This is a genomic window from Pantoea sp. FN0305 (assembly GCF_050113845.1).
In the GTDB taxonomy this organism is placed as follows: Bacteria; Pseudomonadota; Gammaproteobacteria; order Enterobacterales; family Enterobacteriaceae; genus Mixta; species Mixta alhagi.
This window is the reverse complement of sequence record NZ_JBNJSN010000002.1, coordinates 566,364-587,902: the sequence shown is the minus strand read 5'-3', so window position 1 is coordinate 587,902 and position 21,539 is coordinate 566,364. Positions and strand designations below refer to the sequence as shown.

At 56.2% G+C, this 21,539-nt stretch carries 20 protein-coding genes; 6 read left to right on the top strand and 14 right to left on the bottom strand.

From position 1 onward, the window contains the following. Positions 1-477: 477 nt before the first annotated feature. Positions 478-3,870 carry a ribonuclease E gene (rne, locus tag ACQE3Y_RS06840; RefSeq protein ID WP_426981153.1) on the top strand — a complete coding sequence of 1,131 codons (3,393 nt, stop codon included), beginning with the start codon at positions 478-480 and terminating at the stop codon, positions 3,868-3,870. Positions 3,871-4,242: 372 nt separating this feature from the next. On the opposite strand, the gene flgL is transcribed toward rne, so the two are convergent. The 11 genes from flgL to flgB all read right to left on the bottom strand — a co-directional run bounded on the left by flgL (position 4,243) and on the right by flgB (position 14,187). Further along, on the bottom strand, positions 4,243-5,208 hold the full coding sequence (gene flgL, locus ACQE3Y_RS06835; protein ID WP_426981152.1) for a flagellar hook-associated protein FlgL: 966 nt from the start codon (positions 5,206-5,208) through the stop codon (positions 4,243-4,245). A gap of 25 nt (positions 5,209-5,233) precedes the next feature. After that, positions 5,234-6,871 (bottom strand): flagellar hook-associated protein FlgK, encoded by a 1,638-nt coding sequence (gene flgK / locus ACQE3Y_RS06830; protein ID WP_426981150.1) that lies wholly within the window; start codon positions 6,869-6,871, stop codon positions 5,234-5,236. 125 nt (positions 6,872-6,996) lie between these two features. Then, the gene (flgJ, locus tag ACQE3Y_RS06825) at positions 6,997-7,965 is read right to left on the bottom strand and encodes a flagellar assembly peptidoglycan hydrolase FlgJ (protein ID WP_426974336.1); all 969 of its coding nucleotides are present in this window, start codon (positions 7,963-7,965) and stop codon (positions 6,997-6,999) included. Next, the gene (locus tag ACQE3Y_RS06820; RefSeq protein WP_426974335.1) at positions 7,965-9,074 is read right to left on the bottom strand and encodes a flagellar basal body P-ring protein FlgI; all 1,110 of its coding nucleotides are present in this window, start codon (positions 9,072-9,074) and stop codon (positions 7,965-7,967) included. The genes flgJ and ACQE3Y_RS06820 overlap by 1 nt, the downstream gene beginning before the upstream one ends. Before the next feature lie 9 nt (positions 9,075-9,083). Beyond that, positions 9,084-9,788 carry a flagellar basal body L-ring protein FlgH gene (gene flgH, locus ACQE3Y_RS06815; protein ID WP_426974334.1) on the bottom strand — a complete coding sequence of 235 codons (705 nt, stop codon included), beginning with the start codon at positions 9,786-9,788 and terminating at the stop codon, positions 9,084-9,086. Positions 9,789-9,869: 81 nt separating this feature from the next. Next, the gene (gene flgG / locus ACQE3Y_RS06810) at positions 9,870-10,652 is read right to left on the bottom strand and encodes a flagellar basal-body rod protein FlgG (protein WP_085072120.1); all 783 of its coding nucleotides are present in this window, start codon (positions 10,650-10,652) and stop codon (positions 9,870-9,872) included. Positions 10,653-10,669: 17 nt separating this feature from the next. After that, the gene (locus ACQE3Y_RS06805; RefSeq protein ID WP_426974333.1) at positions 10,670-11,428 is read right to left on the bottom strand and encodes a flagellar basal body rod protein FlgF; all 759 of its coding nucleotides are present in this window, start codon (positions 11,426-11,428) and stop codon (positions 10,670-10,672) included. A 21-nt stretch (positions 11,429-11,449) separates the two neighbouring features. Continuing rightward, entirely contained in the window at positions 11,450-12,649 is a 1,200-nt protein-coding gene (flgE, locus tag ACQE3Y_RS06800) for a flagellar hook protein FlgE (RefSeq protein ID WP_426974332.1), read from the bottom strand. Positions 12,650-12,678: 29 nt separating this feature from the next. Next, complete coding sequence (gene flgD, locus ACQE3Y_RS06795) at positions 12,679-13,353, bottom strand: flagellar hook assembly protein FlgD (RefSeq protein WP_426981149.1); 675 nt, start codon at positions 13,351-13,353, stop codon at positions 12,679-12,681. A gap of 12 nt (positions 13,354-13,365) precedes the next feature. Further along, positions 13,366-13,770, bottom strand: coding sequence for a flagellar basal body rod protein FlgC (gene flgC, locus ACQE3Y_RS06790; protein ID WP_085072124.1), 405 nt, complete (start codon positions 13,768-13,770; stop codon positions 13,366-13,368). Between the two features lie 3 nt (positions 13,771-13,773). Further along, positions 13,774-14,187, bottom strand: a complete 414-nt coding sequence (gene flgB, locus ACQE3Y_RS06785; RefSeq protein ID WP_085072125.1) for a flagellar basal body rod protein FlgB — start codon at positions 14,185-14,187, stop codon at positions 13,774-13,776. A gap of 156 nt (positions 14,188-14,343) precedes the next feature. Between flgB and flgA the strand changes: the two genes are divergently transcribed. From flgA to flgN, 3 genes are all read left to right on the top strand, one after another. After that, positions 14,344-15,003, top strand: a complete 660-nt coding sequence (gene flgA, locus ACQE3Y_RS06780) for a flagellar basal body P-ring formation chaperone FlgA (RefSeq protein ID WP_426981193.1) — start codon at positions 14,344-14,346, stop codon at positions 15,001-15,003. 102 nt (positions 15,004-15,105) lie between these two features. Beyond that, on the top strand, positions 15,106-15,408 hold the full coding sequence (gene flgM, locus ACQE3Y_RS06775; protein ID WP_426974329.1) for a flagellar biosynthesis anti-sigma factor FlgM: 303 nt from the start codon (positions 15,106-15,108) through the stop codon (positions 15,406-15,408). Between the two features lie 5 nt (positions 15,409-15,413). Continuing rightward, positions 15,414-15,845 (top strand): flagellar export chaperone FlgN, encoded by a 432-nt coding sequence (gene flgN / locus ACQE3Y_RS06770; RefSeq protein WP_085072127.1) that lies wholly within the window; start codon positions 15,414-15,416, stop codon positions 15,843-15,845. 99 nt (positions 15,846-15,944) lie between these two features. Here flgN and murJ read toward each other — a convergent pair whose 3' ends face one another. The 3 genes from murJ to rimJ all read right to left on the bottom strand — a co-directional run bounded on the left by murJ (position 15,945) and on the right by rimJ (position 19,170). Continuing rightward, entirely contained in the window at positions 15,945-17,483 is a 1,539-nt protein-coding gene (murJ, locus tag ACQE3Y_RS06765; protein ID WP_426981148.1) for a murein biosynthesis integral membrane protein MurJ, read from the bottom strand. Positions 17,484-17,605: 122 nt separating this feature from the next. After that, positions 17,606-18,526, bottom strand: a complete 921-nt coding sequence (locus ACQE3Y_RS06760) for a Gfo/Idh/MocA family protein (RefSeq protein ID WP_426974327.1) — start codon at positions 18,524-18,526, stop codon at positions 17,606-17,608. Between the two features lie 53 nt (positions 18,527-18,579). Continuing rightward, positions 18,580-19,170, bottom strand: a complete 591-nt coding sequence (gene rimJ / locus ACQE3Y_RS06755; protein WP_426974326.1) for a ribosomal protein S5-alanine N-acetyltransferase — start codon at positions 19,168-19,170, stop codon at positions 18,580-18,582. A gap of 292 nt (positions 19,171-19,462) precedes the next feature. Between rimJ and mdtH the strand changes: the two genes are divergently transcribed. Next, positions 19,463-20,668 carry a multidrug efflux MFS transporter MdtH gene (gene mdtH, locus ACQE3Y_RS06750; RefSeq protein ID WP_426981147.1) on the top strand — a complete coding sequence of 402 codons (1,206 nt, stop codon included), beginning with the start codon at positions 19,463-19,465 and terminating at the stop codon, positions 20,666-20,668. A gap of 110 nt (positions 20,669-20,778) precedes the next feature. Beyond that, positions 20,779-21,426 (top strand): glutaredoxin 2, encoded by a 648-nt coding sequence (grxB, locus tag ACQE3Y_RS06745; protein WP_426974324.1) that lies wholly within the window; start codon positions 20,779-20,781, stop codon positions 21,424-21,426. Positions 21,427-21,539 lie beyond the last annotated feature (113 nt).

The following is a 21,539-nucleotide window of genomic DNA, read 5'->3' as shown; positions in this document are numbered from 1 at the left end:
TTTCCACAGTGCTGGTGAAAAAGCCTGCAAAATGAATGCGTAATGCTGCAAGAAAGTTTATCAGTAATGAAAAGTCACCTTGCTATAACAAGGTTAGCAATGGAATAATGGCCCGGTCTCCTGAGCGCCTACCGTCAGGAAACCATAAATAGCGAATTAAGAAATTTTGCCGGATAGCACATACACGCAGCAATGGCGTAAGACGTATTGTGAAATCAGGCATTTAGCGGGCTGCGGGTTGCAGCCTGGACGATAAGACGGGATTGACTCTCTCTGGTAAATTCAGTGGCGGTTCCCTCATCCGAGCGCTGTTTTTCCTTATAAAAACAGGCTACCGAGATTTTTGCGCCCCTTGAGCGACCGACAACCGTGAGGTTGACGATGAAGCGATAAGACACGGGGCCGTCGGTTATTCTTCGTCCAGTGTTACTTAGCCCGCAGCTTAGTCACTCACGTAAGAATAACGAGTACGTTACGATGAAAAGAATGTTAATAAACGCAACTCAACAGGAGGAGTTGCGTGTCGCCTTAGTAGATGGACAACGTCTGTACGACCTGGATATTGAAAGCCCCGGACACGAACAGAAAAAGGCGAATATCTATAAAGGCAAGATCACCCGCATTGAGCCAAGTCTGGAAGCAGCATTTGTTGATTACGGCGCTGAACGACACGGTTTCCTTCCGCTTAAAGAGATTTCCCGCGAATATTTCCCTGCCAGTTACAACGCTCATGGCCGCCCCAATATCAAAGACGTATTGCGCGAAGGTCAGGAAGTCATTGTTCAGATCGATAAAGAAGAGCGCGGCAACAAAGGCGCGGCTCTGACTACCTTTATCAGCCTGGCAGGCAGCTATCTGGTGCTGATGCCGAATAACCCACGCGCAGGCGGCATTTCACGCCGTATTGAAGGCGATGACCGCACCGAGCTGAAAGAAGCGCTTTCGTCGCTTGAGCTGCCGGACGGCATGGGCTTAATCGTGCGTACCGCAGGCGTGGGCAAATCAGCCGAAGCGCTGCAGTGGGATCTGAGCTTCCGTCTGAAGCACTGGGAAGCGATCAAAAAAGCGGCGGAAAATCGTCCGGCACCCTTCCTGATCCATCAGGAAAGCAATGTGATTGTTCGCGCCTTCCGCGACTACCTGCGCCCTGACATCGGCGAAATCCTGATTGATAACCCGAAAGTCCTCGATCTGGCGCGTCAGCATATCGCCGCCCTTGGTCGTCCTGATTTCAGCAGCAAAATCAAACTGTACACTGGTGAGATTCCGCTGTTCAGCCATTACCAGATTGAATCCCAGATCGAATCGGCCTTCCAGCGTGAAGTGCGTCTGCCTTCCGGCGGCTCGATTGTGATCGACAGCACTGAAGCGCTGACCGCGATCGATATCAACTCAGCACGCGCCACGCGCGGCGGCGATATCGAAGAGACAGCGTTTAACACCAATCTTGAAGCTGCCGACGAAATTGCGCGTCAGCTGCGCCTGCGCGACCTTGGCGGCCTGATCGTTATCGACTTTATCGATATGACGCCGGTGCGCCATCAGCGTGCAGTAGAAAACCGTCTGCGCGAGTCCGTTCGTCAGGATCGCGCCCGTATCCAGATCAGTCATATCTCCCGCTTCGGCCTGCTGGAGATGTCGCGTCAGCGTCTTAGCCCATCGCTGGGCGAATCGAGCCATCATGTTTGCCCGCGCTGTAGCGGAACCGGCACCGTTCGTGATAACGAATCGCTGTCGCTCTCTATTCTGCGTCTGATTGAAGAAGAAGCGCTGAAAGAGAACACCAAAGAAGTGCACGCCATTGTACCGGTGCCGATCGCCTCTTATCTGCTGAACGAAAAACGCGACGCCGTTAACGCCATTGAAAAACGTCAGGGCGGCGTGCGTGCGATTATCGTTCCGAACGATCAGATGCAGACGCCGCACTACTCGGTACTGCGCGTACGCAGCGGTGAAGAGACACAAACGCTCAGCTATCACCTGCCGAAACTGCATGAAGCTGAGATGGCGCTGCCCTCTGAAAATGAGCAGGCTGAACGTCGTCGTCCTGAGCAGCCTGCACTGGCCGCCTTTGTGATGCCTGATGCACCGCCTGCCCCGCAGGAAACCGCCGTTGAAAGCAATAAACCTGCTCAGCCCGCCGCGCCGCAGCAGGCCGCAGCGGAGCCTGCTGCGTCGACCGGTATTATCGGACGCCTGTTTGGCGGCCTGAAAAAGCTGTTTGCCTCTGAGCCGGCTGCGCCAGCCACAGCCGAGCAGCCGCAGCAGGATAAAGCTGCTGATGATGAGTCTGAACCAACCCAGCAGCGTGAACGCCGTCAGGGCAACAACCGCCGCAACAACAACAATAACCGCCGCGATCGTAACCGTGACCGCAACGGGGAAAACGCCCCGCAGCAGGCGCGCGATAATCGTGAAACCCGTGAAGAACCGCGTCGTAACAACAAACGCCAGCAGGCCAATGCTGAAGTGCGTGAAGAGACGCAAAACACACTGACTGACGAAGCACGCGCGCAACGTGAAGAGCAGCAGCAGCAGCGTCGTGAGCAGCGTGCCGAACGTCAGCGTCGCCGTCAGGAAGAGCGTCGTCAGCAGCAGGAAGCCGCCAAAGCCGCCGCTCAGCAAGAGCAGCAGCCGGTAGCCAGCGTCGTTGAAGAGAGCGAAGAAAACCCGGCAGAAGAGCGCGTGCAGGTCATGCCGCGTCGTAAGCCGCGTCAGCTGGCGCAGAAAGTGCGCGTGGTCAGCGCTGAAACAGTGTCGGAAACGCAGCCTGCCGTTGATGAAGTGAAAGCGGCTCCAGCAGAGACGCCACAGTTCGAAGCCGCCGCACCAGAAGCGCAGACGCAGCCTGAAGATCAGCAGGAAGAGCAGGAGAACCGCGATAATGGCAATATGCCGCGCCGCTCACGCCGCTCTCCGCGTCATCTGCGCGTCAGCGGTCAGCGCCGTCGCCGTTACCGCGATGAGCGTTATCCAACGCAGTCTCCGATGCCTATCGCCTGTGCTGCTGCCTCGCCGGAAATGGCTTCAGGTAAAGTTTGGGTTCGCTATCCGGTCGCGCAGGCCAGCCAGGAGACCGTTCAGGCAGCTGATGTGCAGCATGAAACGCCGGACTACAGTCGCGTTGAAACCGCTGCCGCCGTTGCTTTGCCAGTTGCCGCCAGCGAAGCCGCCGTTGAGACCTCTTCCGCTCAGCCGACAGAAGCTGAACAGCAAACGGCGCAGGATGCAGTACATGAAGCGCCGCAGCAGTTTGATGCGCCGATAACGCCGGTTGATACGCATGACACTTCAGCTATTGAAGTGCCGGTAAATGAAGAGCCTTCTGTGATTCCGGCCGCTGCTGAAGCACGTGCCGCTCAGGTTGCCGCTCAGGCGCAGCCGGCAGACGACGTGGTTAACGCGTCAGCAGAAGCCGCTGAGCCAGAAGCTGCGCCGGTGGAAACCGCAGCAGCAGAAGTCGCTCAGGCAGCATCGGTGCCGGTTGAAAGCGCGCAGCAGAACGTTGAAGCCACGCCGTCCGTAACGGATGAGCAGCAGGCCAGCGCCAGCGACGTTAGCGCTGATACGGCGGCCCAGGTCGAGCAGGTGCTGAATGCGCCAGCAATCGAGCCGGAAGAGGTATTACCGGTTCGCGAACCGCATGCGCCGGTTCCGGCTCGTGATCAAGCGCCTGCAGCCAGTCAGTCCTTGCTGGCCGGTAAATACCATGCCAGCGCGCCGATGACGAAAGCACCGGCTCCGGCATGGCAGCCAGAAGCGCCGCGTCATAGTGACTGGGTACGTCCGCCCTTCCAGTTTGAAGGCAAAGGCGCAGCCGGTGGCCACAGCGCGACACATCAGGCAACGGCTCCGGCCACCAAGCCCTGATTGCGCTAAATAAGCCTCTCTCAACCCCGGCTCAGGCCGGGGTTTTTTATGGCTTAGGCAGACGCAATCCTGTTCCATGCCGGGCGTCAGCCCGCTGCTGGCCTCTGGTTCCACTACCGTTAGCTATCCGCTGCTGCTACCTGTTTATCCAAGGCTACCGTCAGACTGCCTGCTGCTGCTGCCGACCTAACTGCTACCGTCTGGTTATCCGCAGCTGGCTGCCCTGCTTCGCCCCGCTTCACTGCATTCCGCCCATTATTGTTAAATCAGGCTCACCGTTTTCAGAGCAAAAAAAACCCGTCAGCGACGATAAGCCATCGGTGACGGGTAAAAACGAACGCGCCCGGTTTAAGCACGCCCAAAACTAAAGTTTTATCTATTCATCTGAAACAGAGACATCTGTGACATATCGCTGAAGGTCTTATAAGAAGCCTGTAGCGCCTGCTGCTGCATGGTATATTTTGAAATTGCGCTGGTATAATCCACGTTTACCAGTGCGCTCATTCTTACTTCCTGCAGCGTGCTGCGATCGTCGCCCAGGCTATCCAGTTTTTCCAGCTCGCTCAACTGTGTACCCAGCTCAGACTGTACTTTTAGAATGTTGTTCAACGAGTTGCCCAGGCCGCGCATGGTCTTATCCAACGCCTCTTTAGCTACTGCTCGTGTTGCATCATCCGTATTCTGAATCGGCTGTTTCAGGGCGTTGATAGCGGTATCCAGCGTGGCGAAAATATTGCTTTCGCCTTGTGAACCGTCCGGCTCTTTTACCGCATTGCTGGTGATGGACATAAACACCTGCGCACCGGTATGACTGGTGGTCATGGTACGGCTGGCATCCACTTTCTGCGTGATCGCATCGGTGCCGCCGTTGTAAACAATGCTGCCACTGGCATCTTCAGTAAAGGGCGCGCTGCCGCTGTTATAGCCAGCAAAAATATAGCGCCCATTGCCGTCGGTGCTGTTCGCCAGATTGAGCAACTGAGCGCGTACGCCCTCCAGCTGGGTAGCATAAGATTCACGATCATCGTCAGAAAGCGCACCGTTGCCCGCTAAGATCACCAGTGACTGGGCGCTCTGCACCGCCGCAGTGGCGTCATCCAGCACGCTGGTTTCCAGCGACACGCTTTGCGTCGCGAAATCACGCGCCAGCTTGTACTGCTTGTTCTCGGCCTGCGCCTGGGAAAGCACGACCGCTTGCGCGGCGGCCAGCGGATCGTCCGACGGGTTAATGACCCGCTTGCCGGTAGAGAGCTGCTCGCCCGCTTTCAGCCAGCTTGACTGGGCATTGGTTACGCCACGAGTCTGCTGGTCATACATCATGCTGGTACTGAGTCGCATGGTGGTTATTCCTTCATCAATTCAATTAGCCACGGATGCTGATTAAGGCATCGAAAATTGCTGATGCTGTCTGCAGAACCTGCGCATTCGCCATGTAATATTGCTGATAGCGCTGCAGGTTCACGTACTCTTCATCAAGATTAACGCCTGATACCGACTGCTGACGGCTGGTGAGCTGATTCACCACGTTGGTCTGCGTCTCGCTGGTGGTTTTCAGCGTATTGGTTTTGTTACCAATATCACTCACCAGGCTGGCATAGCCCTGAGCCAGCGTGGCGTTGCCGTTGACCAGGTTTTTGCTCTGCAGGTCCAGCAGCTTCTGCGCATTACGGTTATCGCTTTTACCACCCGCAGCGCCTGCGGCGGCAACCTGTGCCTCATTGGTGACTACGACATCCATATTCACAATCGCATTGCTGACCGGCTTGACGATAAAGTTGTCATTGGCAGCAGGCGTGCCGGACGGCGTAACCTGCAAACCGTCGAAATTAAGCTGGCCGTTAGCGTCCAGTGACGCGCTGACGCTGGTATTGTCAGAGAGACGCTTAACGTTCCAGTTGCTGCCGTCCCAGCTCACTTTATAATCTGTTGCCTGCGCTTTGCTGGTGTCGCTCCAGCTGGCGGTCAGCGTGACGCCGGAAGCGTTTTTGCTGTTGCCGACCACGGTCGGGCCGCCGATTGCAAAGAAATCAGTACCGGCGTTGCCTTCACTGTCGAAGCCCGCTTTATGCTGCGTGTTAAAGTTATCGGCGAAGTTCAGCGCCAGCTGATTCAGTTTATTGCGCGCCGAATCGAGATCTTCGGTACGGAACTTCAGCAGACCGCCTAATGAGCCAGTGCTTACCAGGCTTTCAGGGATCTCGACGTTGCCGGCGGTTTTATCCACATAGCCAATGGTGGTGCGGGTCGGATCGTTGCTGGCGGTCATGGCCACCAGCTGACGCGTATCCGCGCCGTTAACCAGCGCCAGGCCGTTAGACATAGAAACGATATAGCTGCCATCCTGTTTCGAGACGCTTACGCCTACCAGGTCGTTCAGTTTATTGACCAGCGCGTCACGCTGATCCAACAAAGTGTTAGGATCGGCACCGGCACCTGCCGCCTGCAGTTTGCCAATCTGGGTATTCAGGCCAGCAATCTGGCTGGCATAGCTGTTAATCTGCTCCACGGAAGAGGAGATGCCGGTGTTAATGCTGGCATCCATATTCCGCAGATATTGATCGGTAACCTTAAACTGGTTAACCAGACCTTCCGCCTTGCCCAGCAGGGTCTGACGCGCTGAAGGGTCATTCGCGTTGCTCACCACATTCTGAACGTTGGTAAAAAAATCCGAGAGCGTGGTAGAGAGGCTGTTCGATGATGAAGAGAGCAAGTCATCGATGTTAGAGATCTGATTGTACTGGGTAGTTATACCGCTGTTTTGCGCCGAGGCGCTGCGCAGCTGCCCGGTAATAAACTCATCATATTCGCGGTGAACGCTGCTGATTGTTACGCCATTACCGTAATAGTTGCCGCCGTTCAGGGTACTGGGCAGCGAGTTCAGTACCGCCGTCTGACGTGAATAACCCGCCACATTATAATTGCTGATGTTGCTGCTGGTGGTATTCAGCGCAGCCTGCGCCGCGCTCAGCCCGCTCATTGCGGAGTTAATTAAGCTGGACATGTCGGTTCCTTTTTGCGCCGGTACGCACCGGGCGGCATTCAACGAATCGGGTGCCGCAAGCGTAACGGGACGCTTTCTGGCCTGTTTTGGTTATCGGCGTGCTTAAGTGAAACTTGAGTAAAAAATCAGAACAGATCGCCTAGCTCATTGCCGTACGCTTTAGCGACTTTTTCACCCAGGTCTTTGAACTGCTGAATCATACCGACCAGTTTTTTGGCATATTTCGGATCGGTCGCGTAGCCCGCAGCCTGCAGCGCATGCGCGCCCTCTTCCGCCGTCTTTGCCGTCGTGACTTTGGCATAGCGCGAATTCTTACTCAGCAGATTGGCGTAGTCCGCTAATGCATCGATATAGGAGTCATAGACGCGGAACGCCGCCTTCACTTTTTTCGCCACGCCGTTTTCATATTCGGTGGTGGTGATTTCCGTGGTCTTGCCTTGCCAGCTGCCGGTGGCCTTAATGCCGAACAGGTTGTAGCTCGGCTTGCCATCTTCGGTCAGGATCTGGCGTTTCCCCCAGCCCGATTCCAGCGCCGCCTGGGCAAGGATCAGCTGATGGGGAATGCCGGTCTGCTGGCTGGCAAGCTGCGCCGGCTGCGTGAGTTTGGCAATAAAGTCGCTGCTGTCGCCGCTCAGCGGCGCGACAGCCGTGGGCTGCGGCAGTTTTGGCATGGCGCGCTGCACCATTTGCGCCATCTGCGTCTGCATCTGCTCCATCTGGCGCGGCAGCAACGTATTAATAACCACTGAACGATCGAGCGGCATCGGTACGGTGCCCGCACGCTCGTCCGGTGCCTGGGCTGGCATCATCTGTTTTACGATAACGTCTGCCAGCCCCAGCCCTTTATTCCCCATCTCCTGCGCAATCTGCTGGTCGTACATAGAGGTGAACATGCGTGTCTGTTCGGTGCTGAGCAGACCGTCCTGCGGCAGCGCCTGTCGCATGCTCTTCAGCATCATCTGTACAAACATGCCCTCTACCTGCTTCGCCACCTGCAACGCCTGTCCTTGCGGATCGTTGCCTGCCTGACGTTTCAGACTATTAAGCGCCTGGCTGTCATAAGCCGCGCTCATTACAGATTGCGTATCATTCATCAGATAATTTCCAGTTTGGCGCGCAGACAGCCGGCGCTCTGCATTGACTGAAGGATCGACATCAGGTCCATCGGCGTTGCACCAAGCGCGTTCAGCGCACGCACCACGCTATTCAGGTTGGCGCTGGCGTTAACACGCTGCAGCGCGCCGCCTTCCTGACGCATATCGATCTGGGTTTGCGGCGTGACCACGGTTTGACCGCCGGCCAGCGGCGTATCCGGCTGGTTAACGTTTTGCTGCTGATTGATCGTTACCGACAGGTTGCCCTGCGCTACCGCACACGAGCTGAGCGTCACTTCGCGGTTCATCACCACCGAACCGGTGCGCGAGTTGATGATCACTTTTGCATCCTGAATCGGTACGGAAACATCGATATTCTGAATATCCGCCAGCAGACGCACCTGGGAACTGTTGTTCATTGGCATGCGTACCTGAACGGTACGGGCATCCAGCGCCTGTGCCGAGCCGTAGCCGCGTCCGTTAATGGCATCGCTGATGCGCTGCGCCATGCTGAAATCTTCTTCGTTCAGCTGCAGATTGATGGTGCCCTGCGTCCCGAAGTTGCTCTGCATTTCGCGTTCAATGGTCGCGCCGCCGGTAATACGTCCGCCGTTGAGTTGGTTAACCTGAACGCTGGCACCGCCCGCCGCTGCGCCTGCACCGCCAACCAGGATATTCCCCTGCGCCAGCGCGTAAACCTGGTTATCGACGCCTTTCAGCGGCGTCATAATCAGCGTGCCGCCGCGCAGGCTTTTGGCGTTACCCAGCGAGGAAACCACCACGTCGATCTGCTGTCCCTGACGACCAAAGGCTGGCAGGTTGGCAGTCACCATGACCGCCGCCACGTTTTTCAGCTGCATATTGGTGCCGGCGGGTACGGTAATGCCCAGCTGTGACAGCATGTTGTTCAGCGACTGGGTAGTAAACGGCGTTTGCGCCGTCTGGTCACCGGTGCCATCCAGCCCAACCACCAGACCATAGCCGATCAGCTGGTTGTCACGAACGCCCTGGATCGTGGTGAGATCGCGGATGCGATCGGCGCTTGCCAGCGTGCTGATGCTCAGCAGCAGCAGAGAGAGCGCCATATGAATAATGCGTAACTGTGACATAAAAGCCTCTTACATCGGTGAGATGTTCAGGAAGAAGCGCTGCAGCCAACCCATGTTCTGCGCTTCATTGATATAACCGTTACCGACATATTCGATACGGGCATCTGCCACCTGCGTGGAGACCACGCTATTGTTGCCGCTGATGGTGCGCGGGTTGACCACGCCAGAGAAGCGAATAAATTCGGTGCCCTGGTTAATCTCAATCTGTTTCTCACCGACCACATTCAGGTTGCCGTTGGGCAGTACCTGATTCACGGTAACGGTAATCGTACCGGTAAAGGTGTTATTGGCCGAAGCACCTCCTTTCCCGGCAAAATCATTTTTCCCTGCGCCGCTCATTGTGGTTTTATCGCCGCCCAGCAGGCCTTCAAGGGCGCGCGGCACAGCGGTGAGGCCAAGGCTGGCGCTGCCGTCGCGGCTGGCGTTAGCTGAAGAGCTTTTGCTGGCGCTGACGTTTTCCTGCAATACGATAGTCAGGGTGTCGCCGATATTGCGCGGACGACGATCCTCAAACAGAGGCTGATAGCCGTAGTTCATCGGCATCACCCCCTGGAAAATAGAGCCGTTAACCACGGGCGGCGAAGCGGGCATCGGCTGAGCCGTTGTCGGGCCGGTGACCAGCGGTGTACGGGGAACAAGGGCGCAACCGTTAAGAGTCATCAGCATCGCTGCGATAACCCAATGTCCAGGCTTTAAAGTGAATTGCTTCGCCACGACGTATATACCTTTCATTGCATTATTTAATTTGGCGGAGCCGAAACTCCGCCAGTCCGCGACTAAGCGCGCTTACTGCCCTTATACCTGCGTCAGTTTCTGCAACATCTGATCGGAGGTAGTAATAGCTTTACTGTTGATTTCATAAGCGCGTTGCGTCTGGATCATGCTGACCAGCTCTTCCGCCACGTTGACGTTAGAGGTTTCAACATAACCCTGATACAGCAGGCCGGCGCCGTTCAGGCCAGGCGTGCTGTCGGTAGGTGCGCCGGAAGCCTGAGTTTCCTTGTAGAGGTTTTCACCCATGCTTTCGAGGCCGGTATCATTCATAAAGGTGCTCAGCGTCAGCTGCCCCACCTGTACCGGCTGCGCCTGACCCTGTTGGGTCACGCTCACCACGCCGTCACGCCCGATAGTGATGCTCAGGGAGTTAGCGGGAATGGTGATGCCGGGCTGTACCGGGAAACCCGCATTGGTTACCAGCTGGCCGTTCTGATCGACCTGGAACGAGCCGTCACGGGTATACGCTGCGGTGCCATCCGGCATCTGCACCTGGAAAAAGCCCTGTCCGTTAATCGCCACATCTTTCGAGTTGTCGGTTTTAGACAGGTTGCCCTGGGTGTGCAGACGTTCGGTGGAAACCGGACGTACACCGGTACCGATCTGCAGGCCAGACGGCAGCGTGGTTTGCTCAGAAGACTGAGCGCCCGGCTGACGCATGGTCTGATACATCAAATCTTCAAATACCGCACGTGAACGTTTAAAGCCGTTGGTGCTGACGTTTGCCAGGTTGTTGGAAATGACGTCCATATTGGTTTGCTGGGCGTCAAGACCGGTTTTGGCGATCCATAAGGAACTGATCATGCTGTTTTCCTCTTGCCTTAGCTGGTCATATTGAGCAGCTGGTTGGCGCGTTGTTCGTTTTCATCGACGCTGGAGATGACTTTCATCTGCATCTCGAAGCGGCGGGCGTTGGCAATCATGTCAACCATGGTTTCGACCGGGTTTACGTTACTGCCTTCCAGCACCCCGGGCATCACCTGCACCGTCGGGTCGTTTTGCAGTACCGCGCCGCGCTGGGCCTGTGCCGTCGCATTCAGACGAAACAGTCCGTCATCACCACGTATCACTTCCTGCCCCGTCGCCTTCACCAGCTTTAAACGCCCCAGCTGTACCGTCGCGTTGGGCTCATCGCCCGGATTCAACGCGGTAATGGTACCGTCAGCCGCAATCGTGATTTCTGCCGCCTGCGGCACCGCTATCGGGCCGCCGTCACCCATCACCGGGCGACCCTGAATGGTCAACTCGCCGGTGGGGCTAATCTGCATATTGCCGTTGCGGGTATAAGCTTCAGTGCCATCTGCCGTTTGTACCGCCAGCCAGCCATTTTGCTGTACCGCAACGTCAAGCGAGCGCTGCGTATAATTGAGCGTACCCGGCGTCATATCGGAGCCTGGCGTCGAGGCGGTAACCAGCGTACGCGTCGGCAGCGTTAAGCCTTCTACCGGCACCGCGCGCAGCGCATGAAGCTGGGCACGAAAGCCCGGCGTTGAGGCGTTGGCCAGGTTGCTGGCCGTAACCGCCTGCATATTGAGCGTCTGGCTTGCCGCGCCCATGGCGGTATAAATAGCGTGATCCATAGCGCTCTCCCGTCAGCCGTATTAACGCAGGTTAACCAGCGTGTTAAGGATCTGATCCTGTGTTTTGATGGTCTGCGCGTTCGACTGATAGTTACGCTGCGCCACAATCATGTTTACCAGCTCTTTACTCAGATCGACGTTAGAAGACTCCAGTGCGCCTGCGGTCAGGGTACCGAGGTTACCGGTGCCTGCCAGGCCTACCAGCGGCTGGCCAGAAGAGGCTGTGGAGGACCAGACGTTGTTGCCTTCAGATTTCAGGCCTTCGGCGTTAGCGAAGTTCGCCAGAACGATCTGTCCCAGTACCTGCGTTTTTTCGTTGGAGTAGTTACCTACTACCGTGCCGTCTCCATTAATCTGGTAGCTCACCAGGTCGCCCGGCTTGTAACCATCCTGCGTCGGGTTACCGAAGGTATTAGCGCCGGTGTTCTGCTGCATGCTACCGGTAAGGTCCAGCGCAAAGGTCTGTGCGTTAGAGCCGTTCAGGGCGCCCATAGAGATGGTCTGGTCGGTAGCTGAGGTCAACACGCCGTTGGCGTTAAAGCTCATAGTAAACGGCGCAGTAGTGGTGCCGCTGCTGGAGTCGATCGGGTGTACGCTCCAGCTGTTATCCGCCGTTTTCACGAAGTACAGATCGATGATGTGCGTGTTACCCAGTGAATCAAAAGTGGTCATTGAAGACTTGGCGTTGTAGCTGGTAGCGTCGGTGCTATCGAAATTCGCATCAACTTTGGTGCCGTCAGATGAATTCAGGTTTGCAACCAGCGAACCCGTGGTGGTTGCGCGTGCGGTCATCTGCGTGGTCGGTACGCTGAGCGCTACCGGGTTAGCGCCGGTCTGCACGGTCGGCGGGGTGCCCGCTACCGGATAGCCGGTCAGCTTCATGCCCTGCATGTTGACGATGTTGCGGTTCTCATCCAGCGTGAACTGGCCGTTACGGCTGTAGTAAATCGCGCCGCTGTCATTCGCCATGCGGAAAAAGCCCTGCTGGCTGATAGCCACATCAAGACCACGGCTGGTGGTGGTGGTGGTGCCGTCGTTAAAGTCCTGAATCACGCCCGCAACTTTTACACCCATGCCCACTTTGGAACCGGCATACATGTCGGCAAAAGAGACGGTGCTGGATTTAAAGCCCGCAGTCGCAGAGTTGGAAATGTTGTTGCCGATAACGTCGAGGTTACTGGAGGCCGCGTTTAAACCGCTGACCGCTTGTGAAAAGCCCATGTGTTACTCCTGAATAAATGAGTGTCGAATCAGAGAATCTGACGAATTTTATCGAGCGTGGAAGTGCCCATCGTCCCGAGGTCGAGTATTGCCCCGCTGGAATCGGTGGTCACACCGTTCACTAAGGCGTAATTCAGTGGCTGCGCCACCAGTTGCTCCGTCCCGTTGCTGGCGGCAATGGTGACGTTATATTTGCCATCCGGTGCAGTGGTGCCATCCGTTAAGGTGCCATTCCACGCAAAGGTATGAACGCCAGCGGTCAGGCCGCCAAGATCGATCGTACGCATCACTTTGCCGCTGCCGTCGGTAATGGTGGCGGTCGTGGAGGTTGACGCACGCGTCAGCTCTACGCCAAACGGCGTGGTCTCGCCTTTCCCGGTCAGGATCTGGCTGCCCGGCACCATAACGCCATGGCCGATCAGGGTAGAAGCCTGTACTGACTGGTTGCTGTTGAGCTGACCAGAAATCGAACCCAGCGTGGTGTTCAGTTTCTCAATACCGCTCACGGTATTGATCTGCGCCAGCTGCGTGGTCAGTTCGTTGTTTTCCATTGGATTGGTGGGATCCTGGTTTTTTAACTGCGCCACCAGCAATGTCAAAAAGTTACTCTGTAGATCGGTTGCGCTGCTGCTGCCCGATGCGCCAGTGGTACTGGTCAATACACTGGGATCGATCTTTTCATTTACGCCAACGGCTAAGCCCATGGTTATTCTCCGTTATTGACCAATGGTCAGGGTTTTCATCATCATTGACTTGACGGTGTTCAGCACTTCAACGTTCGCCTGATAGCTGCGCGACGCCGCCATGCTGTTTACCGTCTCGCTGACCACGTCGACATTAGGCATCTTGACGTAGCCCTTGGCGTCCGCCAGCGGATTGCCCGGATCGAATACCAGCTTCGCCGGACTTTGATCTTCCACGACCTGCGCAACGCGCACGCCGCCGGTGGCCTGTCCCGGAGCGGCATCCACCTGGAATACCACCTGTTTGGCGACATAAGGCTGACCGTCAGGTCCGGTAACGCTGTCGGCGTTAGCCAGGTTACTGGCGGCCACGTTTAAACGCTGTGACTGTGCAGCCATCGCCGAACCGGCGATATCAAAAATATTAAGCAGTGCCATCGGTTATTGTCCCTGCAGCACGTTCATCATGCCTTTAATCTGGCTACTGATAAGCGTGAGGTCGGTTTGGTATTTCAGGCTGTTATCTGCAAACTGCGTACGCTCACGGTCCATATCGACCGTGTTGCCATCCATCGACGGCTGATCGGGAATGCGATACAGCAGGTCCATTGATGGCGGCGTCGCGGTTTGCGCAGGAATGTGGCGTGCCGACGTCACCGCCAGCGACAGGCCAGAGCCCTGCGCCCGCCCTTTCTCCAGCGCGCGGTTAAGCTCGCTGGCAAAATCGATATCGCGGGCCTGGTAGCCTGGCGTATCAGCGTTAGCGATGTTGGATGCCAGGATTTCCTGACGCTGAGCCCGCAGATTGAGCGCTTCGGTGCCGAATTGCAGAGCTGCATCCAGTTTGTCGAGCATGCTTTCCTCCGGAAGTGAAATTTTGAGTTGTCAGCATAATCGGGCGCTGCAAAAGCTATCGCTGGAATAGCGCTAAAAAGCATCGCTATTTTTTGCCTTGAAAAGTTGCGCGCACGGGTAGAATCAGCCCCATGAGTCAGGACGGGGATAAACATGATGCGGATAGTGACGTGGTGGCTGGGTGCGATGCTGACCTTACTGGTAATGCCGGTACGGGCAGACGATCTTAGCGCTCAGCTTAACCAGTTCTTTAAAACGCGCGATCCGCTGCATGCCGCCGGAATGAATGTAGTGGTACGCACTCCGCAACAGCAATGGCCCACATGCGCCGCGCCGCAGCTTAGCCTGCCGGGCAACAGCCGCTTGTGGGGAAACATGAGCGTGGCGGCGACCTGTGACCGGGAGCGGCGTTTTCTGCAGGTAGAAGTACAGGTAACCGGCGACTATGTGGTCGCCAGTCGCCAAATCCCACGCGGCACCGCGTTAACGCCCGATGATTTCAGGATCAAGCAGGGCCGGCTTGATGCCCTGCCCGCACGGGCGGTGCTGGATCCTCAACAAATAACAGAAGCCATAAGCGTCCGCGATATTTCACCGGGTCAGCCGTTAACGCTCTCAATGGTGCGCCAGGCCTGGCGTGTGAAGGCCGGCCAGCCGGTGATCGTTATCGCTCAGGGCGACGGTTTTAACATTAGTAGCGAAGGACGTGCGCTGAATAACGCCACGGCGATGCAACGGGTTCGGGTGCGCATGGGAAATGGGCAAATAGTGAGTGGCAACGTGAGTGCGGATGGGAATATTCTTATATCTCTATAAACTGCTAAAGATGAGTGTTGAGTTGCCGATAGTGGGATCAACATACATTGTACTCTTTGCCTCTCAGGCTGCCCTAACGCCTGAACCTACTGGAGCCAGATTATGAGCATCGACAAAACTAAAGCTACGCAGCCTGTCAGCACTGTTCAGCCACGTGAAACCAATGATAACAGCGGCGCTGCAAAGGCTCGTCAGACCTCCAGCCCGGCAACGCCAGCCAGCGCAGCGCAGGTTAGCCTGAGCGGCGCACAGTCTCAGCTGATGACCTCGGACGGAAAAGATATTAATACTGCCCGCGTTGAGCAACTGAAAACCGCCATTCGCAATGGCGAACTGAAAATGGATACCGGCAAAATCGCCGATGCCCTGATTCAGGAAGCGAAATCTTATTTACAGGATAAATAACCGCTATGAATAGCCTGATTACCGCGCTGGATAAAATGCAGGAAGTGCTTGGTTCGCTGAGCACAATAATGAAGGAAGAAAACGAGCAGCTCTCTGCCGGCCTCATTAACAGCAGCCTGCTACAGCGTATTACCGAGGATAAAAGTTCACTGCTGACCACGCTGAACTATCTTGACGGTATCCGGCGGGAATCAGAAAAGCAGTACCGTATTCAGGCGCCCTATCGCGCTCAGCCGGAGCTGGCTCGTCGCTGGCAGGCGATTGAGCAGCGCACCCGTCAGCTACGCGACAACAATACCCATAATGGGATGCTGTTAAATAAGCAGATGGACTATAACGATAAGGCGCTGGCACTGCTAAAACCGCATCAGACTCAGGCCTTTTACGGTCCGGATGGTCAGGCGACGTCAGGCGGCTTTAACTCGCGGCGGGTTTAAGACCACCGCACTTAACCCGCCGGATTTGCTGCCGGCGGGTTTAAGGCCACCCTACTTAACCCACCGGATTTGCTGCCGGCGGGTTTCGTCTGTCTGTTATCAGGCTACCGAGCGGCGTGCGAAGTCTTTCGGTCGGAATCCTAACAGGCCCAGCACCACAAAATAAGCGCCGCCGCCCACGGCGCAGATCGCTGCCAGACGGGCTAGCCGATACGACATACCGCCCATATCCCAGGCAGGCATCACCATCATCATGCCAGTCAGCACACCCGCCATCACCACTACCGCCAGAATCAGACGCAGTAAAAATCCTGTCCAGCCCGGCTGCGGCTGAAAAATTTGCTGCTTACGCAGTTGCCAGTAAAGCAGCGCACCGTTCAGACAGGCTCCCAGCCCAATAGAGAGCGCCAGCCCGGCATGTTTCAGCGGCCCGATAAAGGCCAGGTTCATCAGCTGCGTCATAATCAGCGTCACGATAGCGATTTTGACAGGCGTCTTAATGTCCTGACGGGAGTAAAAACCGGGCGCCAGCACCTTAACCACGATCAGCCCCATCAGTCCGACCGAATAGGCGATCAGCGCCCGCTGCGTCATGGCGGCGTCAAAAGCGGAAAACTTCCCATACTGAAACAGCGCCACGGTGAGCGGGCCGGAAAGGATCCCCAGCGCCACCGCGCTCGGCAGTGCCAGCAGAAAACAGAGACGCAGCCCCCAGTCCATCAGACGCGAATATTCCGCCTGATTGCCGCTGGCGAAGCTGCGCGACAGCGACGGCAGTAAAATCGTGCCTAACGCCACGCCCAGTACGCCAGAAGGAAACTCCATCAGACGGTCGGCATAGTACATCCAGGAGACAGAGCCAGAGACCAGAAAGGAGGCAAAAATTGTATTGATAATCAGCGAGATCTGGCTAACGGAAACCCCGAGAATAGCCGGGCCCATTTGGCGCAGCACGCGCCAGACGCCCGCATCTTTGAAGTTCAGACGCGGCAGTACCAGCATGCCAATTTTCTTCAGGTGCGGCAGCTGATAGCCAAGCTGAAGCACGCCGCCGACCACCACCGCCCAGGCCAGCGCCAGCACCGGCGGGTTAAAATGGGGCGCGCCAAACAGCGCGAAGCCGATCATACTGATATTTAACAGCGTGGGCGCAAAGGCCGGTACCGAAAAACGGTTCCAGGTATTCAGAATCGCCCCCACCAGCGAAGCGAGCGAAATCAGGAAAATATAGGGAAAAGTGATGCGCAGCAGGCTACTGGTCAGCGCAAACTTATCGGCAGTATCGGCAAAGCCTGGCGCGGTGATCATAATCACCCAGGGGGCGGCAAGCATGCCCAGAAAGGTGATTAACGCCAGCGCCAGCGTTAACAGGCCTGAGATATATGCGACGAAAACACGCGTCGCCTCTTCCCCCTGCTTGCTTTTATATTCCGCCAGGATCGGCACAAAAGCCTGAGAAAACGCGCCTTCGGCAAAAATACGGCGCAGCAAGTTGGGAAGTTTAAAGGCGACGAAAAAGGCATCGGTAGCCATCCCGGCGCCGAATACTCTTGCCACGATCGCATCACGGGCAAAGCCCAGCACGCGGGAAAACAGCGTCATTGAGCTGACCGCTGCCAGGGATTTCAACAAATTCATGGTTAACTGCGCATCCTGAATATTCAATCCGGTTAACAGACAATAGCGGACCGACAGCGGTCGATCCGGCGGTTAGTCTACCGATACGCAGCGAAATAACCACAAAGGATTGTTACTGCAGGTTATTCCCGCTCAAGGTCACGCCAGATTTTTTCCACGATACGCTGGGCTTTCAGCGCCTGCTCGCCGCTGGTTTCCGGCATTGTCTGATTTTGCACGCAGGCAATAAAGTGGCGGGCCGCGCCATCGAAACCGCGTTGAACCTGAGTGGTTTGCCAGGCGGGAACCGCTTCTGTTAGCGTTTGACCATTGTGCTCATATCGCCATTCGCGCATCTCATCCAGCTGCCAGACGCCGCCATCAGCAATTGCCGAGACCGATTCGCGCTGCGTCCCGGCACGCCGGTGCATACTGGTGGTGATCTGCGCATTGCCCACGCTAAAATGATGCTCGCCGTAGAGCATCTCTCCCGCCTCGGTGGTCTGAATATAGCCGTGACGCAAGGTGACTTTCCCTTCCACCAGCCACAGTGCGGTATCCACCACGTGTAGATAATCATCCAGCAGCGTAAAACGCAGATCGTGCGGCCCGACGCTGTCGCTGCGATGTTTCTCCATGCGGATGGAGGCGGGCTGCTGTAAGGCCGCTTTAAGCTGCTGATAGCGCGGGGCAAAACGTCGGTTAAAGCCCACCATCAGCTTGCGCCCGCGTTTATGCGCCAGCTCCACCAGCGCCTCAGCCTCGCTCAGGGTTTCCGCCAGCGGTTTATCCACGCAAACATCCACGCCCTGCTCCAGCAGCGTTCGCACCACCTGATAATGACTGGCGGTGCTGCTGTGAACAAATACCGCATCACAGTCGGCGGCCAGCGCGTCAAGCTGTGAATAGCAGCGCATCCGCCAGCTGTCGCAAATTAGCTGCGCTTTCTGTTGGTTAGGCGAAAAACCACCCATCAGCGTCCAGCTGTCGGCATGCGCCAGCACCGGCAGCCAGGCTTTTTGCGCAATACCGCCTAATCCCACCACTCCAATCTTTACTGTCATCACAGACTCCCGCGCCGCGGTCTCTGGCGGTGCATAAAGTGAAAAATCGACGCTTAGCCACGCCGCTCCGGCGTCCACTCCTGACTGGTGAGCGCGGTCAGCACATGATCTTGCCAGCGGCCATTAATAAGCAGGTAATCTTTCGCATAGCCTTCTTTCTCAAACCCGAGCCGCGCCAGCAGGTTGCCGCTGCGCTGGTTGTGCGGCATGTAGTTCGCCATAATACGATGCATCCGCTGCTGTCGCTGCATATAGCGAATCGCCGTCTGCAGCGCTTCGAACATCATGCCCTGTCCCTGCCATTTTTCACCAAGCGAATAACCGAGATAGCAGGCGTGAAACGAGCCGCGCAATACGTTGCTAAAGTTAGCCACGCCGCGCACTTCCTTCTCTTCAGGATCCATCACGATAAAATAGAAGGCGCTGCCCTGCTTATGCATATCGGTAATCAACCCAAGACGCGCCTGCCAGCCAGAAGGATAGCAGTGGCTCTCATCACGGACCGGCTCCCAGGGTTTAAGGAAAGCACGGTTTTCCGTGTAATAATCAGCCAGTCGCCATGCATCGCGTTCATGAACAAGGCGGACCACCAACCGAGCGGTGGTCAGACGCACTTTCGGTGCGGCGGAACGGTAGCCAAACATCTCTTCTCCTGAAAGCCATGGCTGATAAACAAAATTTATTGATGCCTGTCGCGCTAAAAATCAACGCAGCCCGATTATTAATAGCGACGCCGCTGCCCGGCCCCGATTAGCGCCGGTAAAACTGCGTGGCGATAATGCCGCGGCAGGCATCATTACTCCGCTGAAATTACAGCACATTTTGCCAAAGATCGATAAAAAAATATCATTCTGCACTTGCTGTTAAATTAAACAGTTAACGCGCAAAATAATATCCCTAAAAAGTAATTATATTTAGCATCGCTAAGGAAACAGCATGGCTGGAGTTGCGCGCGCCCGACGTCTTGGTCGGGTTTTTCTGTTGGTAGATAACATGCTGGTGGTGCTGGGATTCTTTGTGGTATTCCCGTTGATCTCAATCCGCTTCGTTGATCAGCTGGGCTGGGCGGCGATGATCGTCGGGATCGCGCTGGGTTTGCGCCAGCTGGTGCAGCAGGGACTGGGCGTATTTGGCGGCGCGATTGCCGATCGCTTCGGTGCCAAGCCGATGATTATCAGCGGCATGTTGCTGCGTGCGGCTGGTTTTGCTGCAATGGCGATGGCACACGAGCCGTGGGTATTGTGGTTTTCCTGTCTGCTTTCCGGCATTGGCGGCACGCTGTTCGATCCGCCGCGTACCGCGCTGGTGGTGAAGCTGATTCGTCCCGAGGCGCGTGGCCGTTTCTTTTCGCTGTTGATGATGCAGGACAGCGCTGGCGCAGTGCTGGGCGCGCTGATTGGCAGCTGGCTGCTGGCGTGGGATTTCCGCCTGGTTTGCTGGGTGGGCGCGCTGGTTTTTGTACTGGCCGCGCTGTTTAACGCGCTGCTGCTGCCAGCCTGGCGTATTTCTACCGTGCCTACCCCGCTGCGCGAAGGGCTGGGACGGGTGCTGAAAGATCGCCGTTTTTGCACCTATGTGCTGACCTTAACCGGCTATTACATTCTGGCGGTTCAGGTCATGCTGATGCTGCCGATTATGGTAAACCAGATTGCCGGAACCGCCAGTGCGGTCAAATGGATGTATGCCATTGAGGCTGCGCTGTCGCTGTCGCTGCTTTATCCGATTGCCCGCTGGAGCGAAAAGCGCTTTCGTCTGGAGCACCGTTTAATGGCAGGCCTGTTGCTGATGACGCTGAGCCTGCTGCCGATTGGCCTGACCGATTCCTTACAGCAGCTGTTTATTTTGATCTGCCTGTTCTATATCGGGGCAATTATTGCCGAGCCGGCGCGTGAAACCCTGAGCGCGGAGCTGGCCAGTTCACGGGCGCGCGGCAGCTATCTTGGCTTTAGTCGCCTGGGTCTGGCGCTGGGCGGCGCGCTGGGTTATACCGGCGGCGGCTGGATGTTTGATACCGGACGCGAGCTGGATTTACCGGAGCTGCCGTGGCTGATGCTGGGCTGCACCGGCGCAATTACCCTGCTGGCGCTGTGGTGGCAATTTCAGCCGCGCGCCGCAGCGCCCGCCATATTGCGTGGCGGCTAACATGCCGCTGCGGTTTGCCCTTCCCGGGGATCTCTTCCATACTTTTTAAGCATATTCAAATAATTGCTGACGGCAGCCTGCTGTTGGCAATATGAGTAAGGAGAGATGCGGTGAAACTCTATATTTACGATCATTGTCCGTTTTGCGTTAAAGCACGCATGATTTTTGGTCTGAAAAATCTGCCGGTAGAACTGGTGATAATGCTTAACGATGATGAGGAGACACCAACCCGTTTGATTGGTCAGAAAATGGCGCCGATTCTGCAAAAAGAGGATGGCAGCTGCATGCCGGAGAGCCTTGATATTGTGCGCTATGTCGATCAGCTGGATGGCGAACCGCTACTGACCGGTAAAACCAATCCCGCTATTAACGACTGGCTGCGCAACGTGGGCAGCTATGTGAATAAGCTGCTACTGCCGCGCGTTGCTGAAGGCGCGTTTGCCGAGTTCGCCACGCCGCAGGCACGCAGCTATTTCAAAAATAAAAAGGAAGCCAATATTGGCGACTTTGCTGAATTAAAACAGCATGCAAACGGGCTGATCAAGAAGATCTCTAACGATATGCGCGATCTCGATAAGCTGATCGTGAAGCCGAACGCCGTTAACGGCGAACTGAGCCTGGATGATATTAATCTGTTTCCTCTGCTGCGTTCGCTGACGCTAATAGCGGGTATTAACTGGCCCAGCCGGGTTGCGGAGTATCGCGATAATATGGCCAAGCAGACGCAGGTCAATTTGTTGAGTTCGGTTGCGGGTTAATTTTTTAAGGGCGGCGTTTCGCCGCCTGCTGCCCTTCTTCCCGCGTTTTACCTTTCTTTTCCTGTTTTCCTGGTGACTCACGAGGGTGATTGCGGCAAGCTTAGCCTCCTGAA

Coding starts and splice junctions, on each gene's coding strand:
- rne (WP_426981153.1), top strand. CDS start 478: ATGAAAAGAATGTTAATAAACGCAACTCAACAGGAGGAGTTGCGTGTC.
- flgL (WP_426981152.1), bottom strand. CDS start 5,208: ATGCGACTCAGTACCAGCATGATGTATGACCAGCAGACTCGTGGCGTA.
- flgK (WP_426981150.1), bottom strand. CDS start 6,871: ATGTCCAGCTTAATTAACTCCGCAATGAGCGGGCTGAGCGCGGCGCAG.
- flgJ (WP_426974336.1), bottom strand. CDS start 7,965: ATGAATGATACGCAATCTGTAATGAGCGCGGCTTATGACAGCCAGGCG.
- ACQE3Y_RS06820 (WP_426974335.1), bottom strand. CDS start 9,074: ATGTCACAGTTACGCATTATTCATATGGCGCTCTCTCTGCTGCTGCTG.
- flgG (WP_085072120.1), bottom strand. CDS start 10,652: ATGATCAGTTCCTTATGGATCGCCAAAACCGGTCTTGACGCCCAGCAA.
- ACQE3Y_RS06805 (WP_426974333.1), bottom strand. CDS start 11,428: ATGGATCACGCTATTTATACCGCCATGGGCGCGGCAAGCCAGACGCTC.
- flgE (WP_426974332.1), bottom strand. CDS start 12,649: ATGGGCTTTTCACAAGCGGTCAGCGGTTTAAACGCGGCCTCCAGTAAC.
- flgD (WP_426981149.1), bottom strand. CDS start 13,353: ATGGGCTTAGCCGTTGGCGTAAATGAAAAGATCGATCCCAGTGTATTG.
- flgC (WP_085072124.1), bottom strand. CDS start 13,770: ATGGCACTGCTTAATATTTTTGATATCGCCGGTTCGGCGATGGCTGCA.
- flgB (WP_085072125.1), bottom strand. CDS start 14,187: ATGCTCGACAAACTGGATGCAGCTCTGCAATTCGGCACCGAAGCGCTC.
- flgA (WP_426981193.1), top strand. CDS start 14,344: ATGCGGATAGTGACGTGGTGGCTGGGTGCGATGCTGACCTTACTGGTA.
- flgM (WP_426974329.1), top strand. CDS start 15,106: ATGAGCATCGACAAAACTAAAGCTACGCAGCCTGTCAGCACTGTTCAG.
- flgN (WP_085072127.1), top strand. CDS start 15,414: ATGAATAGCCTGATTACCGCGCTGGATAAAATGCAGGAAGTGCTTGGT.
- murJ (WP_426981148.1), bottom strand. CDS start 17,483: ATGAATTTGTTGAAATCCCTGGCAGCGGTCAGCTCAATGACGCTGTTT.
- ACQE3Y_RS06760 (WP_426974327.1), bottom strand. CDS start 18,526: ATGACAGTAAAGATTGGAGTGGTGGGATTAGGCGGTATTGCGCAAAAA.
- rimJ (WP_426974326.1), bottom strand. CDS start 19,170: ATGTTTGGCTACCGTTCCGCCGCACCGAAAGTGCGTCTGACCACCGCT.
- mdtH (WP_426981147.1), top strand. CDS start 19,463: ATGGCTGGAGTTGCGCGCGCCCGACGTCTTGGTCGGGTTTTTCTGTTG.